This is a genomic window from Methylobacterium sp. J-078 (assembly GCF_022829285.1).
Taxonomy (GTDB): Bacteria; Pseudomonadota; Alphaproteobacteria; order Rhizobiales; family Beijerinckiaceae; genus Methylobacterium.
Genome location: NZ_JAKSYI010000025.1, coordinates 32,073 through 46,466, shown reverse-complemented (window position 1 = coordinate 46,466; position 14,394 = coordinate 32,073). Strand labels below are relative to the sequence as shown.

The 14,394-nt window shown below is 74.6% G+C and carries 14 protein-coding genes and 1 riboswitch; of the genes, 13 read left to right on the top strand and 1 reads right to left on the bottom strand.

What is annotated here, in order from left to right; all coding sequences use genetic code 11:
• Positions 1-66: 66 nt before the first annotated feature.
• Positions 67-260, top strand: a riboswitch (cobalamin riboswitch).
• 51 nt (positions 261-311) lie between these two features.
• From MKK58_RS01750 to cobJ, 9 genes are read left to right on the top strand one after another with little or no spacing between them, the layout of a single operon-like run.
• Positions 312-488 (top strand): CbtB-domain containing protein, encoded by a 177-nt coding sequence (locus MKK58_RS01750; protein WP_055947494.1) that lies wholly within the window; start codon positions 312-314, stop codon positions 486-488.
• Positions 489-515: 27 nt separating this feature from the next.
• Positions 516-1,286: a CbtA family protein gene (locus MKK58_RS01745; RefSeq protein ID WP_243910470.1), complete on the top strand. Its 771-nt coding sequence runs from the start codon at positions 516-518 to the stop codon at positions 1,284-1,286.
• Positions 1,279-1,695 carry a DUF1636 family protein gene (locus MKK58_RS01740; RefSeq protein ID WP_243910469.1) on the top strand — a complete coding sequence of 139 codons (417 nt, stop codon included), beginning with the start codon at positions 1,279-1,281 and terminating at the stop codon, positions 1,693-1,695. Before MKK58_RS01745 ends, MKK58_RS01740 begins: the two co-directional genes overlap by 8 nt.
• Positions 1,692-2,726, top strand: a complete 1,035-nt coding sequence (gene cobW, locus MKK58_RS01735) for a cobalamin biosynthesis protein CobW (protein ID WP_243910468.1) — start codon at positions 1,692-1,694, stop codon at positions 2,724-2,726. The genes MKK58_RS01740 and cobW overlap by 4 nt, the downstream gene beginning before the upstream one ends.
• Positions 2,727-2,735: 9 nt before the next feature.
• Positions 2,736-6,077 (top strand): cobaltochelatase subunit CobN, encoded by a 3,342-nt coding sequence (gene cobN / locus MKK58_RS01730; RefSeq protein ID WP_243910467.1) that lies wholly within the window; start codon positions 2,736-2,738, stop codon positions 6,075-6,077.
• Complete coding sequence (locus MKK58_RS01725) at positions 6,074-7,507, top strand: hypothetical protein (protein WP_243910466.1); 1,434 nt, start codon at positions 6,074-6,076, stop codon at positions 7,505-7,507. Before cobN ends, MKK58_RS01725 begins: the two co-directional genes overlap by 4 nt.
• Complete coding sequence (locus MKK58_RS01720) at positions 7,504-8,136, top strand: precorrin-8X methylmutase (RefSeq protein WP_243910465.1); 633 nt, start codon at positions 7,504-7,506, stop codon at positions 8,134-8,136. Before MKK58_RS01725 ends, MKK58_RS01720 begins: the two co-directional genes overlap by 4 nt.
• Entirely contained in the window at positions 8,136-8,927 is a 792-nt protein-coding gene (locus MKK58_RS01715) for a precorrin-2 C(20)-methyltransferase (RefSeq protein WP_243910464.1), read from the top strand. The genes MKK58_RS01720 and MKK58_RS01715 overlap by 1 nt, the downstream gene beginning before the upstream one ends.
• Positions 8,924-9,700, top strand: a complete 777-nt coding sequence (gene cobJ / locus MKK58_RS01710; protein WP_243910463.1) for a precorrin-3B C(17)-methyltransferase — start codon at positions 8,924-8,926, stop codon at positions 9,698-9,700. The genes MKK58_RS01715 and cobJ overlap by 4 nt, the downstream gene beginning before the upstream one ends.
• Positions 9,701-9,906: 206 nt before the next feature.
• Here cobJ and MKK58_RS01705 read toward each other — a convergent pair whose 3' ends face one another.
• Positions 9,907-10,638, bottom strand: a complete 732-nt coding sequence (locus MKK58_RS01705; protein WP_243910462.1) for a cobalt-precorrin-6A reductase — start codon at positions 10,636-10,638, stop codon at positions 9,907-9,909.
• Positions 10,639-10,651: 13 nt separating this feature from the next.
• Between MKK58_RS01705 and cbiE the strand changes: the two genes are divergently transcribed.
• Genes cbiE through MKK58_RS01685 form a run of 4 tightly spaced genes read left to right on the top strand, consistent with a single transcriptional unit; the run spans position 10,652 to position 14,389 of the window.
• The gene (gene cbiE / locus MKK58_RS01700) at positions 10,652-11,875 is read left to right on the top strand and encodes a precorrin-6y C5,15-methyltransferase (decarboxylating) subunit CbiE (RefSeq protein ID WP_243910515.1); all 1,224 of its coding nucleotides are present in this window, start codon (positions 10,652-10,654) and stop codon (positions 11,873-11,875) included.
• Positions 11,854-12,288: a cobalamin biosynthesis protein gene (locus tag MKK58_RS01695; protein ID WP_243910461.1), complete on the top strand. Its 435-nt coding sequence runs from the start codon at positions 11,854-11,856 to the stop codon at positions 12,286-12,288. The genes cbiE and MKK58_RS01695 overlap by 22 nt, the downstream gene beginning before the upstream one ends.
• Positions 12,285-13,082 carry a precorrin-4 C(11)-methyltransferase gene (cobM, locus tag MKK58_RS01690; protein WP_243910460.1) on the top strand — a complete coding sequence of 266 codons (798 nt, stop codon included), beginning with the start codon at positions 12,285-12,287 and terminating at the stop codon, positions 13,080-13,082. The genes MKK58_RS01695 and cobM overlap by 4 nt, the downstream gene beginning before the upstream one ends.
• Positions 13,079-14,389: a cobyrinate a,c-diamide synthase gene (locus MKK58_RS01685; RefSeq protein WP_243910459.1), complete on the top strand. Its 1,311-nt coding sequence runs from the start codon at positions 13,079-13,081 to the stop codon at positions 14,387-14,389. The genes cobM and MKK58_RS01685 overlap by 4 nt, the downstream gene beginning before the upstream one ends.
• The last annotated feature ends 5 nt before the right edge of the window (positions 14,390-14,394 follow it).

The following is a 14,394-nucleotide window of genomic DNA, read 5'->3' as shown; positions in this document are numbered from 1 at the left end:
TTCGGGGTCTCCGGTCAAAGGCGGGAAAGCCCTGCGGGCCGCGTTGTCAGCGCGGGGGCAACCGCGTAGAAGCATGGATCGGACGGTGCCCCGGCGACGGGGTGAAAAGGGAATGCGGTGAGGGGGCGACCCTGAAACCGCGGCTGCCCCCGCAACTGTGAGCGGAGACGGGACTGCCATCGGCCACTGGAGCGATCCGGGAAGGCGGCAGGACCAGCGACCCGCGAGCCAGGAGACCTGCCGTCCAGAGGGGACTTGTCGTCCCTCCCGCTCGATGACGGCCGCCGGCGGGGCGGCCAGGAGATGAACCGATGTCGACCAACACCCTCGTTCTGACCGGCACCCGCACCAACGAGCGCCTCGGCGCCGTGCTCGTGGCCGCCTTCCTCGGCCTCGGCCTCGTGTTCATGGCGGGCTTCGCCCCCGCGATGGCGCTGCACAACGCGGCGCACGACTTCCGCCACAGCCAGAACTTCCCCTGCCACTGAGCGCCTCCGCTTAAGGCAGACACCCCCATGATCATCCGGCTCGTGTCGGCGGCCCTGGTCGCCGGCTTCCTCGCGGCTGTCGTCGGGACAGGCCTGCAGTTCGCGCTCACCTCGCCGCTCATCATCGCGGCCGAGCGCTACGAGACGCAGGCCTCCGCCGCGCCCCTCCTGCCGATTCCCGCCTCGCTGATCGTGCGCGTCCATGGCGGCCACGATCACGGCACCCAGAATAACGGTCCTCGGGATCCGTCGGTGGCGGGCGGCGAGGTCGCGCCCGTGTGGGAGCCCGGCCCCGGCCTGCCGCGCATGGCCTTCACGGCGCTCGCCACCCTGGTGGGCGGCGTCGGCTACGCGCTGCTCCTCGGCGCGGTGCTCCTCGCCTGCAACCGCGAGCCGAGCCCCGAGAGCGGCCTGCGCTTCGCCATCGGGGGGTTCCTCGCGGTGGCGCTGGCCCCGGCCCTCGGGCTCGCGCCGGAACTGCCCGGCATGGAAGCCGCGCCACTGGCCGACCGCCAGTTCTGGTGGGTGATGACGGCCCTGGCCACCGCTATGGGGCTCTACCTCATCGCGATCCGGCGCGCGCCGGTCAGCATCGCGGGCGGCATCGTGCTCCTCGTCGCGCCCCATCTCGCGGGCGCGCCGGAGACGAGCCACGCCGCCTCAAACCTGCCGGCGGCCTACGCGGCGCAGTTCGCGGCGCGCTCGCTCGGCATCGCCTTCGTGTTTTGGGCGGTGATCGGGCTGGCCTATGGCTGGGCCTGGGGCCTGTTCGGCCGGAACCGGCCGACCCATGCCTGACACCGAGACCTTCGCCCCCGTCACGCTCTACGTTTGCGCCACCTGCCGGGCGGCGGGCGACACGGCGGAGCCCCGTGCCGGCGCCCGCCTGCTCGCCGCCCTCCAGGAGGCGGTGAGCGCGGGCGGCCACCCCGGCATCACGGTCGAGAGCGTCGAATGCCTCTCGGTCTGCAAGCGCCCCTGCACCGTGGCGGTCGCCTCGGAAGGCCGCTGGACCTACGTCTACGGCGACCTCGACCCGGTCGCGTCCGCCGGCACCATCCTGGACGGCGTCGCGCTCTACGCCGGGACGCCGGACGGCATCGTGCCGTGGAAGGCGCGGCCGCAGGAATTCCGCAAGGGCGTCGTCGCCCGCATCCCGCCTTTTCCGCCGCTCGCGGCGCCCCGCATCACGGACGCCGCCGAATGACCCTCGTGTCGAAGATCCCCTGCACCATCGTCACCGGCTTCCTCGGAGCCGGCAAGACCACGCTGGTGCGCCACCTCGTCGAGAACGCGAACGGCCGGCGCCTCGCGATCATCGTCAACGAGTTCGGCGATATCGGCTTCGACGGCTCGTTCCTGGCCGCCTGCGGCATCGAGGGCTGCGGCGACGAGGACATCGTCGAGCTCGCCAACGGCTGCATCTGCTGCACCGTGGCCGACGATTTCGTGCCGGCCCTGAACAAGCTCCTCGACCGGGCCGACCCGCCCGAGCACATCCTGATCGAGACCTCGGGCCTCGCCCTGCCCAAGCCCCTGGTCCAGGCCTTCCAGTGGCCGGCGATCCGCTCGCGGGTGACGGTGGACGGCGTGGTCGCGGTCATCGACGGGCCCGCCGTGGCGGCCGGCTTCTTCGCCGACGATCCGGCGGCCCTGGCCGCCCAGCGCGCGGACGATGCCAGCGTCGACCACGACAATCCCCTGGAGGAGGTGTTCGAGGACCAGCTTCTCTGCGCCGACCTCGTGGTGATGAACAAGGTGGACCTCCTCGACGCGGCGGGCCGCGACAAGGTCCGCGCCGAGGTCGCCGAACACCTGCCCCGCGCCGTGAAGATGGTGGAGGCCGAGCACGGCCGCCTCGACCCGCGCGTGATCCTGGGAATCCAGGCGGCGGCCGAGGACGACCTCGACAACCGCCCCTCCCACCACGGCGAGGGCGAAGACCACGACCACGACGATTTCGACTCGGTGGCACTGCCCGTGCGCGCCACGGCCTCGGCCGAGGACCTCGCCCTGCGCGTCGCCCGCGCCGCGGAGACGGAGGGCGTTCTGCGCATCAAGGGGTTCGCCGAGGTGACCGGCAAGCCGATGCGCCTCGTGGTCCAGGGCGTCGGCGCCCGCGTGACCCACCATTACGACCGGCCCTGGAAGACCACCGAGCCCCGCGACGGCCGCCTCGTGGTGATCGGCCTGAAGGGATTCGACCAGGGCGCCGTCGCCGCCGCCCTGGCGGGATAAGCCCCCTCCATGCACCTGATCCGCATCGATACGGTCTCCCTCGACGAGGGCGAAGCCGCGGTCGATCTCGGGCAGGCGCCGGGGGACATCGCCTTCCTGTCCTTCACCGATTCCGACCTGTTCGGCATGGCGCAGGCCCACGCGGCGGTCTTTCCGACGGGGTCTGGCGAGGCCCCGACCTTGCGGCTCGCCAAGCTCGCCAAGCTGCGCCACCCGATGTCGGTCGACCTCTACGTCGACACGGTGATCGCGCACGCGCGGATCGTCGTGATCCGCTGCCTCGGCGGGCTCGATTACTGGCGCTACGGCATCGAGCGCGCGGCGTCGGCCGCCCGCGCCAGCGGCGTCACCCTGGTGGTGCTGCCGGGCGACGACCGGCCCGACCCGCGCCTCGACGGCTTCTCCACCCGGCCGGACCTGGCACCGGACTTCGACGCCTATTTCCGGGCTGGGGGGGCGGCGAACCTGCGCCGCCTCGTCGGGCGCATCGCCGCCGAGATCGGATATGCGGGGGTGGTCGAGCCGCCTCTGCCCCTGCCGCGCGGCTTCGTCTGCTGTCCGGGCTGCGGCCCCGTCGAGGACGGACAGGCTCTGGCTGCCGGGCGACCGTTTCAGACGATTCCGGAAGACGCGCCGCTGGCGCTGCTGGTGGTCTATCGCTCCAGCGTGCTCTCGGGCGACACCGCGCCGATCGCGTCCTTGAGCGCGGCGCTCCAGGCCCGTGGTCTCGCGGTGCTGGCCGTGGCGGTGTCGAGCCTGAAGGACCCGGTCGCGATCGAGCCCCTGCGGGCGGCCATCGCGGCGCACCGGCCCGCCATCGTGATCGCCGCCACCGCCTTCTCGGCCCGGGAGGATGCCGGCTTCGTCCTCGACGCGGCCGATTGCCCGGTGCTCCAGGCCTTCAGCATCGGGGCGGCGCGGGACGCCTGGACCGCCTCGGCCCGGGGCATGGGCGCGGCCGACCTCGCCATGCAGGTGGCCCTGCCGGAATTCGACGGGCGGCTCTCCGGGTTCCCGATCTCGTTCAAGGAGGAGGGTCCGGAGACCGAGGGCTTCGCCGAGCGCCGCGCCGTGCCGTACGCGGAGGGCATCGCGGCCCTCGCCGACCGTGCCGCCGCCTGGGTCCGCCTCGCGCGCCTGCCCCCCGCCGAGCGCCGCCTCGCCCTGGTGCTGTCGGACTATCCCGCCCGCGGCGGCCGCGCGGGCTTCGCGGTGGGCCTCGACACCCCGGAGAGCGCGCGGGCGATCGTGGCGGATCTCGCCCAAGCCGGCTACGCCGTCGCCGCGCTGCCCGAGGCCGATGCCCTGATGCGGGGGCTGACGGGCGGCCCGAAGGATTTTTCCGTCGCCCTCGAGGCCTATCGCGTTTGGCTCGGCACGCTGCCGGAGGCTGCCCGCGCGGCCCTCGACGCCGAATGGGGACCGCCCGAAACCGACCCGGCCTGCCGGGACGGGGCGTTCCGCTTCGCGCGCGTGACCCCGGAGGGCGGGCGCCTCGCCGTGTTCCTCCAGCCCGATCGCGGACGGTCGGCGGACCGGAAGGCCGCCTATCACGACCCCGACGCGGTGCCGACCCACGCCTATCTCGCCTTCCATCTCGGGCTCCGCACCCGGTTCGACGCCCTGGTCCATCTCGGCACCCACGGCACCACCGAATGGCTGCCGGGCAAGGCCGTCGCGCTCTCACCGGACTGCTGGCCGGCCCGCGCCGTCGGGGCGCTCCCGGTGGTCTATCCCTTCATCGTCGACGATCCGGGCGAGGCCGCGCCCCTGAAGCGGCGCCTGGGCGGCGTCGCGCTGGGCCACCTGACGCCGCAGACCGGCGTCACGGGGCTCGACCCCGACGCCGCGCGCCTACGCGAACTCGTGGAGGAGTACTCCGCCGCCAGCGTGCTCGATCCGCGCCGCGCCGCGATCCTGGCGCGCACCATCCTCGACGAGGCGATGTCGGCCGGGCTCCTCACGGGCGCCGGAATCGACGCCGACACCCCGATGCCGGACGCGCTGGCGGCCCTCGACGCGCATCTCTGCGACCTCGGCGAGGTCACCGCCCGCGACGGGCTGCACGTGTTCGGCCGCGCCGCCCCGGAGGCGCCCGCCGCCGTGGCGGCCTGCGCCGAGGGCGAGCGCCTCGGCCTGCTGCGCGCCCTCGACGGACGCTTCGTGCCACCGGGGCCCGCCGGCTCGCCGTCGCGTGGGCGCACCGACGTGATGCCGACGGGGCGCAACCTCGCGACCCTCGATCCGCGCAGCCTGCCGACCCGGGCCGCCACCACCCTGGGCGCCAAGGCCGCCGATGCCGTGGTCCTGCGCTACCTGCAGGACGAGGGCGAGTACCCGGCCCGGATCGTCATGGACCTCTGGGCCTCGCCGACCCTGCGCACCGGCGGCGAGGACATCGCCCACGCCCTGGCGCTGATGGGCGTGCGCCCGGTCTGGGACCATGCCTCCACCCGCGTCACCGGCTTCGAGGTGCTGCCGCTGGCCCTCCTCGACCGGCCGCGCATCGACGTGACGGTGCGGGTCTCCGGCGCCTTCCGGGATACCTTCCCCGAGACCCTGTCGCTCCTCGCCCGTGCCGCCATGGCGGTGGCCGCCCGCGACGAGGAGGAGGACGCCGAGAACCCGCTGGCCGCCGCCCGGCGCCGGGGCGAGGCGCCCGCGCGGGTCTACGGTGCCGCGCCCGGACGCTACGGCGCCGGCGCCGGCGGCCTCGCCCTCGACGGGGCCTGGGACAGCCGCGACGATCTCGGGCGTGCCTACCTCGACGCCACCTCCCACGCCTATGGCGGCGCGGCGGACGCCGCGGATGCGGGCTTCGCCGCGCGGGTCGCGGGCGCCGACGCCTACGTGCACGCCTTCGACGTGGCCGAGCGCGACCTCCTCGACGGCGACGCCGCCGTGGAGGCGATGGGCGGCTTCTCGGCCGCCGCCGCGCTGACGGGCGCAAGCCCCGCCCTCTACAGCCTCGATGTCGCCACGCCCGAGACCCCGAAGGCCCGCACCGCCCGCGAGGACGCCGCCCGCCTGATCCGGGGGCGCCTCGCCCATCCGCGCTGGATCGCGGCGCAGCTCCGGCACGGCTATCGCGGCGCTCAGGAACTGGCGCAAGGGGTCGACGCGGTGTTCGTCCTCGCCGCCACCACGGACGCGGTCTCGGACGCCGACCTCGACCGCCTCTACGGGGCGATGATCGCCGACCTCGACACCTTCGAGACCCTGCGGGCGGCCAATCCGGAGGCGGCCCGCGCCATCCTGGAGCGCTTCGACGAGGCGCGGCGGCGCGGCCTCTGGACCACCCGGCGCAACGCCATGGCGGCCGATGAGCTGCTGCGCGAGGCGGCGGAATGAGCGCGCCCCGCCGCGTCGCGCCGGAGGCGCCGAGCCGGCGCGGCTGGTGCCCGAGCCTCGCCCGGCCGATGCCCACCGGCGACGGCCTGCTCGCCCGCGTCCACCCGCCCCTCGGGCGCCTCACCCCGGCCCAGGCGCGGGCGGTGGCGGACGGGGCGCGCCGCTTCGGCAACGGCCATGTCGACGTGACGGCGCGGGCCAACCTGCAGATCCGCGGTGTCACCGAAGCGACCCGCTGCGGCCTCGCCGAGGCCCTGGCGGCCATCGGGCTCGGCGATGTCCGCCACGACGGGGGACCGCAGCGCCTGACCCTGACCACGCCGCTGGCGGGGCTCGACTCCGATGCGGTCCCGGCCCTGGCCCGGGCCGTCGAGGCGATCGGGCTGGCGATTCCCGGCCTGCCGCCGAAAACCCTGGTCGCCATCGAGTCGGCCGCGTACGGCCTCACCCTCGGCGCGGCGGAGGCCGACCTCCACGGCGTCGTCACCCGCGAGGGATTGGCGCTGCACCTCGCCGGCGACGCGGCCTGGTGGCGGCTGACCGATGACGTGGAAGCCGTCGTGGAGGCAGCCCTGCGTCTGCTGGCAATGAGCGGGCACCGCCGGATGCGCGATGTCCCGGCGCGGGCACGGGCGGAGGCCCTGGCGCGCTTCGGCCTGCAACGCATCCCGGCCCCGGCCGAAGTGTCCGCCCTGAGCCCAGGCTTGCGGGCTCTGCAAACGCTCGTCAGGCCCAAGCGCGGGTCCCCTCTCCTGGAAGGAGAGGGACAGGGTGAGGTGTGTGCTTTATCCGGAAAGGTCACACACCTCACCCCAACCCTCTCCTTTCAGGAGAGGGAGTCCGGTCGCGGCTCACGTAAGGATGGAAACGCCCGCGTCGTCCTCCTGGTCGATGCCCCCTTCGGCCGCTGCACCGCCGATGCCCTCGACCGTCTCGCCGACACGGCGGATGCCGCCGGTGCGAACGATCTGCGGCTCTCGCCGACGCGTGGCTTCCTTCTCGTGTGCCGAAACGCCGGAACCGCCGAGATCGCACGAAAAACCCTGGCCGTGGCCGGCTTCCTGACGCGGGCCGAGGATCCGCGCGGGGCGGTGGCCGCCTGCCCGGGCGCGCCGGCCTGCGCGTCGGGCTCGACGCCGACCTTGAGCGACGCGGCCCGCCTCGCCGAGGCGTTCCGGCCCTTCGCGGCGCGGGGCCTGCGCGCCCATGTCTCGGGCTGTCCCAAGGGCTGCGCCCATCCGGGGGCCGCCGACCTCACCCTCGTCGGGCGGGACGGGCAGTACGACGTGGTGCTCTCCGGGCGCCCGGATGCGTTGCCGGCGACGCGCCTCCCTTTCGAGGCCGCGCTGGAGCGCGTAAGGAGGGCGGATTCGGCACTGCCCCTCGCCCAGATCGTCCCAGACCACCCCCCAGGACCACGACCGTCATGAGTTCCCGCCTCGACTACCTGCGTGACGGAGGGGCGATCTACGCCCGCTCCTTCGCGATGATCCGGGCCGAGGCCGATCTCGCGCGCTTCCAGGGCACCGCCGAGCGGGTCGTGGTGCGGATGATTCACGCCTGCGGCATGACCGACCTGCCGCGCGACGTGGAGGCCTCGCCCGATTTCGCGCAGGCCGGCGAAGCGGCCCTGAAGGCCGGCGCGCCGATCCTGTGCGACGTCCGCATGGTCGCCGACGGCGTCACCCGGGCCCGGCTGCCCGCCGACAACCGGGTGATCTGCACCCTGAGCGATCCGCGCGTGCCGGAGCTCGCCGCCGCCATGAACACCACCCGCTCGGCCGCCGCCATGGAACTCTGGCGCGAGCACCTGCCCGGCAGCATCGTGGCGGTGGGCAACGCCCCGACCGCGCTGTTCCGCCTGCTCGAACTCCTCGACGAGGGCGTGCCGCCCCCCGCCGCGATCATCGGCATCCCGGTCGGCTTCGTCGGGGCCGCCGAGTCGAAGGAAGCGCTCGCCCGCGACGGCCGGGTGCCCTTCATCGTGGTCCACGGCCGGCGCGGCGGCAGCGCCATGACGGCCGCGGCCGTCAACGCGCTCGCGCAAGAGATCGAGTGATGGAGTCGGGCGAGCGGCTTCCCCCCGAGGTAGCGGAGCGGACCGAGGTCCCGCGCGCGGCGACCACCGGCACCCTGTTCGGGGTCGGCATGGGCCCGGGCGAGCCAGACTACCTCACCGTGCGCGCCATGCGGGTGCTGGAGCGGGCCCCGGTGCTGGTGCATTTCTGCAAGAAGGGCCGGCGCGGCAACGCCCGCACCATCGCGGACGCGGTGCTCGCCGCCGAGCCGGGGCGCGAGTACCCGCTGGTCTATCCCTACACCACCGAACTCCACCCGGAGCACCCGGACTACGTCGCGGCGCTCGCGGCCTTCTACGACGACGCGTCCGCCCGCCTCGCCGACCATCTCGGCGCGGGACGGGACGTGGCGATCCTGTCGGAGGGCGATCCGTTCTTCTACGGCTCCTTCATGCACCTGTGGCGCCGCCTCAAGGACCGCTTCCCGGTGGAGGTGGTCCCCGGCGTCACCGGCATGTCCGGCTGCTGGACCCGGGCCGGCACCCCGATCACCTGGGGCGACGACGTGCTGACCGTGCTGCCCGCCACCCTGCCGCACGCCGCCCTGGTGGAGCGCCTGCGCGCCACGGACGCCGCCGTGCTGATGAAGCTGGGTCGCCACCTGCCGAAGGTCCGGGCGGCACTCGCCGAGGCCGGCGTGCTGGAGCGCGCGGTCTATGTCGAGCGCGGCACCATGGCGGGCGAGCGGGTGATCGCCCTCAAGGACAAGCCCGACGACGTGGCGCCCTACTTCTCGATGGTGCTCCTGCCCGGCGAGGGACGCCGGCCGTGAGCGGCCCGTCTGCGGGGACCGGTTCGGTCACGGTCATCGGATTGGGGCCCGGCGACCCGCGCCTGCTGACGGCCGCCGCCCAGGAAGCCCTGGCCGGGGCGCAGGACCTCATCGGCTACATCCCCTACGTCGCCCGCGTGCCCGAGCGGCCGGGGCTCGTGCGCCACGCCAGCGACAACCGCGTCGAGGTCGACCGCGCGCGCCACGCCCTCGAACTCGCGGCGAGCGGCCGGCGCGTCGCGGTGGTTTCGGGCGGCGATCCCGGCGTGTTCGCCATGGCGGCGGCCGTGTTCGAGGCCGTGGAGGCCGGCGACCCGGCCTGGGCGCACCTGCCCATCACCGTGGAGCCCGGCATCACCGCGATGCTGGCGGCCGCCGCCCGCCTCGGCGCGCCGCTCGGCGGCGATTTCTGCGCGATGTCGCTCTCGGACAACCTCAAGCCCTGGGAGGTCATCACCGCCCGGCTGGAGGCGGTGCTGCGGGCGGATTTCGTGGTGTCCCTCTACAACCCGATCTCCTCGGCGCGGCCCTGGCAGCTCGGCAAGGCCCTGGATCTCGCCGCCGAAATCCGGCGCGGCGACACGCCGGTGATCTTCGCCCGCGCGGTCTCGCGGCCCGACGAGGCGATCCGGGTGCTCACCCTCGATGCGGCCCGTACGGCGACGGCCGACATGGCCACGATGGTGATCATCGGCGCCTCGGCCACCCGCCTGATCCCCCGCGGCGACGCGACGCCCTTCGTCTACACGCCGCGCAGCGTGCCGGCGGCCTGATGCGCGGGTCGGCGCAGGCCTTACCCCGTCGCCGGCCGATCCACTCGGTCTCGGACGCGCGCGGGTCCCCTCTCCTGGAAGGAGAGGGACAGGGTGAGGTGCGCGACGTCTTCGAAGGGGGCACGACCCTCACCCCAGCCCTCTCCCGCACGGGAGAGGGGGTCCGTTCCGGGCACATCAGCCGTCGCGATCGACTGGATCGACGATCAGAGGGCGGCGATCCCCGCGAGGGCCGCCGCGACGTCGGGCACGCTCGGCACGTCCGGCTTCTCCGGGCGGGCGACCATCACCACGGCCAAGCCCAGCGCTCGCGCCGCTGCGATCTTGCCGTAGGTCGCGTCCCCGCCGGAATTCTTGCTGACCAGGACCTCGATCGCGCCCTCGGCCAGGAACGCCGCCTCGGCGGCCGCGTCGAAGGGGCCGCGCGCCCGGATGGACGTCAGCCGCGGCACCGCCAGATCGATGCCCTCGATGGCGCGCACCACGTAATCGTGCTGCGGCGCGGCGGCGAAGGCGCCGACCTCCTGCCGGCCGATGGTGAGGAACACGCGGCGCGGCTCCGGGCCGAGCTCAAGGGCGGCGGCGGCCATGTCGGGCACCGTCGTCCAGCGATCGCCGGAGACCGGCTCCCAGGCGGGGCGGCGGATCGCCAGGAGGCGCGTTCCGGTCCGGGCGCAGGCTTCGGCCGCGTTGGCGCTCATCTGGGCCGCGAAGGGATGCGTCGCGTCGACCACGAGGTCGGTGCGGTCCTGGGCGAGCCACGCGGCCAGACCCTCCGCGCCGCCGAAGCCGCCGATGCGGGTCGGTACGGGCTGAGCCTTCGGCTGGCTGGTGCGGCCGGCGAGCGACAGGGTGACGCCATGGGGATCTCCCCGCGCCAGGAGTCCGCGCACCAGGGCGCTCGCCTCGCCGGTGCCGCCCAGGATCAGAATTCGCATGGTGTCCTTCTCGATGAGCGCTAACGCGGTGTCCATGCCCTGGCTCACCATCGTGGGCATCGGCGAGGACGGCCGCGCGGGCCTGAGTCCCGCCGCGAGCGCGGCCCTCGACGGCGCGCGCCTCGTCTATGGCGGGCGCCGGCACCTGGCGCTGGCCGCGCCGCTCGCCGCCGAGACGCGAGCCTGGCCGAGCCCGATCGCGGACGCCTATCCGGGCCTCCTCGCCCGGCGCGGGACACCCACCTGCATCCTCGCGACCGGCGACCCGTTCCATTACGGCATCGGCGCCGAGATCGCCCGCCTCGTGCCCGCGGAGGAGATGCGGGTCTTCCCCCAGCCCTCCGCCTTCAGCCTCGCCGGTGCCCGCCTCGGCTGGCCCCTGGCGGAGACCGCCTGCCTCACCCTGCACGGCCGGGCGCTGCCCCGACTAATCCCGCACCTCCAGCCCGGCACCCGCCTCCTCGTCCTGACCTGGGACGAGACCACGCCGGGGGCGGTCGCCGCGCTCTTGGTCGAGCGCGGACTCGGCGCGTCCCGCCTCACCGTCCTGGAGGCCATGGGGGGTCCGCGCGAGCGCCGCCGCAGCGCGACGGCGGAGGGCTTCGCTCTCACGGGGATCGACCCGCTCAACACCCTCGGCATCGAGGTCGTCGGTCCGCCGACGGCGCAGGTGGTGACCCTCAGCCCGGGCCTCGACGATGCCTGGTTCGAGAATGACGGCCAGCTCACCAAGGCCGACATCCGGGCCGTGACGCTGGCGGCCCTGCGCCCACGCGCCGGCCAGATTCTGTGGGACATCGGCGCCGGGGCGGGCTCGATCTCCATCGAGTGGATGCTGCGCCATCCGAGCCTCAGGGCCATCGCCGTCGAGGGCAACCCGGCCCGGGCCGCCCGCATCGCCCGCAACGCGGGCCGCCTCGGCGTACCGGACCTGCGCGTGGTGGAGGGCTCCGCCCCCGGAGCGCTCGCCGGCCTGCCGGCGCCCGACACCGTCTTCATCGGCGGCGGCGTCACCGCGTCGGGGGTCCTCGAGGCGGCCGTCGCCGCCCTGCCCCCGGGCGGACGCCTCGTCGCCAACGTGGTGACCCTGGAGGGTGAGGCCGTGCTGCTCGCGGCCTTCGCGCAGCGCGGCGGCAGCCTGAAGCGCCTGACGGTGACCCATGCCGATCCGGTCGGGCACCTGCACGGCTGGCGCGGGGCGATGCCGGTGACGCAATGGGCCTGGGTCAAGGCATGAGGCCGGCCGAACGCGACCTCGTCGCCGGGATCGGGTTCCGCCATGCGACCCCGGCCGATGAGATCGTGGCGCTCGTGGACCGGGCCTGCGACGCGGCCGGCCTGCCGCGCACCCGCCTCGCGCGCCTCGCCACCGCCGCCGACCGGGCCGGAGAGCCGGCGATCCGCGCGGTCGGCGAGGCCCTGGGCTGTCCCCTGGACGCGGTTCCGCCCGAGGCCCTGATCGCCGTGGACGCCGACGTGCCCACCCGGTCGCAGCGGATCGAGGCCTCGCGCCGGGTCGGCTCAGTGGCGGAGGCCGCAGCCCTCGCCGCCGCCGGGCCCGGTGCGACGCTGCTGCTGCGGCGAATCGCCAGCGCCGGGGCCACCTGCGCCCTTGCGCTTCGTGCACAATCCGTCACCCAAGAGCCATGACCGTTCACTTCATCGGCGCCGGCCCGGGTGCCGCCGACCTCATCACCGTCCGCGGCCGCGACCTCATCGCGCGCTGCCCCGTCTGCCTGCATGCCGGGTCCCTCGTGGCGCCCGAGATCCTGGGCTGGTGTCCGCCCGGCGCTCGCATCGTCGACACCGCCCCCCTCGACCTCGACGCGATCGTCGCCGAATGCGCCGCCGCCCACGCGGCGGGCCAGGACGTGGCGCGCCTGCATTCGGGCGACCTCTCGATCTGGAGCGCGCTCGCCGAGCAGACCCGCCGCCTCACCCAGGCCGGCATCCCCTTCACGGTGACCCCGGGCGTGCCCTCCTTCGCCGCCGCCGCCGCGCTGCTGCGGCGGGAGCTCACCGTGCCGGGCCTCGCCCAGTCCGTGGTCCTCACCCGCACCTCGGGGCGCGCCAGCGCCATGCCGGAGCGCGAGACCCTGGCGGCCTTCGCCAGCACCGGGGCCACCCTCGCCCTGCATCTGTCGATCCACGTCATCGACGCGGTGGTCTCCGAGCTGACCCCGTTCTACGGCGCGGATTGCCCGGCCGCGGTGGTGTTCCGCGCCACTTGGCCCGACGAGCGGGTGCTCACCGGAACCCTGGCGACGATCGCCGGCCAGGTGGCCGAGGCCGGATTGGAGCGCACGGCGCTGATCCTGGTCGGCCCCGCCCTCGATCCGGCCGAGTTCCGGGAAAGCGCGCTGTATTCCCCCGATTACGACCGGCGCTTCCGGCCGACGAGCGAGACCGTGCTGGGCGAACGCACGGACGGAGTGGGACGGTGAGCGTGCCCGGCCTCCTCGTCGCCGCCCCGCGCTCCAGCTCGGGCAAGACCACCGTGACCCTGGCGCTGATGCGGGCGCTGGCCCGCCGGGGGCTGGCCGTGCGCGGCGCCAAGTGCGGGCCGGACTACATCGACCCGGCCTTCCACCAGGCCGCCACCGGCCATCCGAGCTTCAACCTCGACAGCTTCGCCATGCCGGAGCCGATGCTCGACGCGGTAGCGGCCCTCGCGGCCGCGGGCGCCGACCTCGTGGTGGCCGAGGGCTCGATGGGGCTGTTCGACGGCATCGTGGCGCCGGAGGGCCGCACGGGCGCCAATGCCGACATCGCCGCGCGCTACGGCTGGCCGGTGATCCTCGTCCTCGACGTCTCGGGCGCCGCGCAGTCGGCCGCCGCCCTCGCCCTCGGGTGCCGGGCCTACGATCCGCGCATCCGCATCGCCGGGGTGATCCTCAACAAGGTCGCGAGCGCCCGCCACCGCCGCCTCGTGGAGACGGGCCTGAACCGCATCGGCATGCCCGTCCTCGGGGCGCTGATGCGGGATGCGAGCCTCGTCCTGCCCGAGCGCCATCTCGGCCTCGTCCAGGCCCGCGAGACCAACGACCTCGAAGATCGCCTGAACCGGCTCGCGGACCTCGCGGAGGCGGGGCTCGACCTCGACGCGATCCTGGCGGCGGCGGCGGGCGCGGCCCCCGCTCCGGGCGCTGGGCTTCTGCCCCGGCCGCCGGGCCAGCGCATCGCCATCGCGTCGGATGCGGCCTTCTCGTTCCTGTACCCGCACATGGAGGCTGGCTGGCGGGCAGCGGGCGCCGAGCTCGTCCCCTTCTCGCCCCTGGCCGACGCGCCCCCCCCGGCCGATTGTGATGCCTGCTGGCTGCCCGGCGGCTACCCCGAGCTCCATGCCGGGCACCTCGCCCAGGCCCGGCGCTTCCTCGACGGCCTACGGGCGTTCGCGCAGGACAGGCCGGTGCACGGCGAGTGCGGCGGCTACATGGTGCTGGGCGAGAGCCTGGAGGATGCGGCGGGAGTCACGCACGCCATGGCTGGCCTGCTGCCGGTGGCGACCTCCTACAAGGCCCGCCGCCTGCACCTCGGCTACCGCGTCGCCACGCTCCTGGCAGAGGGCCCCCTCGGGGGAACGGGCGCACGCCTCGTCGGACACGAATTCCACTATGCGAGCGAGCGCAGCGCCGCCCCGACGGACGAGACGGGTCTCGCCAGCGTCACCGATGCCGAGGGCGTTCCCCTCGGCCTCGCGGGGCATCGACGGGGCCGGACGAGCGGCAGCTTCTTCCACCTGATCGGCTGAGGATC

Coding starts and splice junctions, on each gene's coding strand:
- MKK58_RS01750 (WP_055947494.1), top strand. CDS start 312: ATGTCGACCAACACCCTCGTTCTGACCGGCACCCGCACCAACGAGCGC.
- MKK58_RS01745 (WP_243910470.1), top strand. CDS start 516: ATGATCATCCGGCTCGTGTCGGCGGCCCTGGTCGCCGGCTTCCTCGCG.
- MKK58_RS01740 (WP_243910469.1), top strand. CDS start 1,279: ATGCCTGACACCGAGACCTTCGCCCCCGTCACGCTCTACGTTTGCGCC.
- cobW (WP_243910468.1), top strand. CDS start 1,692: ATGACCCTCGTGTCGAAGATCCCCTGCACCATCGTCACCGGCTTCCTC.
- cobN (WP_243910467.1), top strand. CDS start 2,736: ATGCACCTGATCCGCATCGATACGGTCTCCCTCGACGAGGGCGAAGCC.
- MKK58_RS01725 (WP_243910466.1), top strand. CDS start 6,074: ATGAGCGCGCCCCGCCGCGTCGCGCCGGAGGCGCCGAGCCGGCGCGGC.
- MKK58_RS01720 (WP_243910465.1), top strand. CDS start 7,504: ATGAGTTCCCGCCTCGACTACCTGCGTGACGGAGGGGCGATCTACGCC.
- MKK58_RS01715 (WP_243910464.1), top strand. CDS start 8,136: ATGGAGTCGGGCGAGCGGCTTCCCCCCGAGGTAGCGGAGCGGACCGAG.
- MKK58_RS01705 (WP_243910462.1), bottom strand. CDS start 10,638: ATGCGAATTCTGATCCTGGGCGGCACCGGCGAGGCGAGCGCCCTGGTG.
- cbiE (WP_243910515.1), top strand. CDS start 10,652: ATGAGCGCTAACGCGGTGTCCATGCCCTGGCTCACCATCGTGGGCATC.
- MKK58_RS01695 (WP_243910461.1), top strand. CDS start 11,854: ATGGGCCTGGGTCAAGGCATGAGGCCGGCCGAACGCGACCTCGTCGCC.
- cobM (WP_243910460.1), top strand. CDS start 12,285: ATGACCGTTCACTTCATCGGCGCCGGCCCGGGTGCCGCCGACCTCATC.